This is a genomic window from Okibacterium sp. HSC-33S16, from assembly GCF_024171565.1.
Lineage (GTDB): Bacteria > Actinomycetota > Actinomycetes > Actinomycetales > Microbacteriaceae > Mycetocola_A.
In genome coordinates, this window is the sequence record NZ_JALJZZ010000009.1 from 1 (window position 1) to 1571 (window position 1571).

At 55.5% G+C, this 1571-nt stretch carries 1 rRNA gene; it reads right to left on the reverse strand.

What is annotated here, in order from left to right:
• Positions 1-38: 38 nt before the first annotated feature.
• Positions 39-1563, reverse strand: a 16S ribosomal RNA gene (locus L1277_RS15520).
• Positions 1564-1571 lie beyond the last annotated feature (8 nt).

Consider the following 1571-nt stretch of genomic DNA (forward strand, 5'->3'; position numbering starts at 1 on the left):
TTCCGCTGTAGACAGACGGACTGGCACATGCTCCTTAGAAAGGAGGTGATCCAGCCGCACCTTCCGGTACGGCTACCTTGTTACGACTTAGTCCTAATTACCAATCCCACCTTAGACGGCTCCCTCCCACAAGGGGTTAGGCCACCGGCGTCGGGTGTTACCGACTTTCATGACTTGACGGGCGGTGTGTACAAGGCCCGGGAACGTATTCACCGCAGCGTTGCTGATCTGCGATTACTAGCGACTCCGACTTCATGAGGTCGAGTTGCAGACCTCAATCCGAACTGGGACCAGCTTTTTGGGATTCGCTCCACCTTACGGTATCGCAGCCCTTTGTACTGGCCATTGTAGCATGCGTGAAGCCCAAGACATAAGGGGCATGATGATTTGACGTCGTCCCCACCTTCCTCCGAGTTGACCCCGGCAGTATCCCATGAGTTCCCACCATTACGTGCTGGCAACATAGAACGAGGGTTGCGCTCGTTGCGGGACTTAACCCAACATCTCACGACACGAGCTGACGACAACCATGCACCACCTGTATACGAGTGTCCAAAGAGAACGTGATCTCTCACGCGTTCTCGTACATGTCAAGCCTTGGTAAGGTTCTTCGCGTTGCATCGAATTAATCCGCATGCTCCGCCGCTTGTGCGGGCCCCCGTCAATTCCTTTGAGTTTTAGCCTTGCGGCCGTACTCCCCAGGCGGGGAACTTAATGCGTTAGCTGCGACACGGAGACCGTGGAATGGTCCCCACATCTAGTTCCCAACGTTTACGGGGTGGACTACCAGGGTATCTAAGCCTGTTTGCTCCCCACCCTTTCGCTCCTCAGCGTCAGTTACGGCCCAGAGATCTGCCTTCGCCATCGGTGTTCCTCCTGATATCTGCGCATTCCACCGCTACACCAGGAATTCCAATCTCCCCTACCGCACTCTAGTCTGCCCGTACCCACTGCAGGCTGGAGGTTGAGCCTCCAGTTTTCACAGCAGACGCGACAAACCGCCTACGAGCTCTTTACGCCCAATAATTCCGGACAACGCTTGCACCCTACGTATTACCGCGGCTGCTGGCACGTAGTTAGCCGGTGCTTTTTCTGCAGGTACCGTCACTTTCGCTTCTTCCCTGCTAAAAGAGGTTTACAACCCGAAGGCCGTCGTCCCTCACGCGGCGTTGCTGCATCAGGCTTTCGCCCATTGTGCAATATTCCCCACTGCTGCCTCCCGTAGGAGTCTGGGCCGTGTCTCAGTCCCAGTGTGGCCGGTCACCCTCTCAGGCCGGCTACCCGTCGTAGGCTTGGTGAGCCATTACCTCACCAACTACCTGATAGGCCGCGAGTCCATCCTTGACCAAAAAATCTTTCCACCAACACTCGATGCCGAGGCTGGTCGTATCCGGTATTAGACGTCGTTTCCAACGCTTATCCCAGAGTCAAGGGCAGGTTACTCACGTGTTACTCACCCGTTCGCCACTAATCCCCCCAGCAAGCTGGAGTTCATCGTTCGACTTGCATGTGTTAAGCACGCCGCCAGCGTTCGTCCTGAGCCAGGATCAAACTCTCCGTAAATGTTTAAT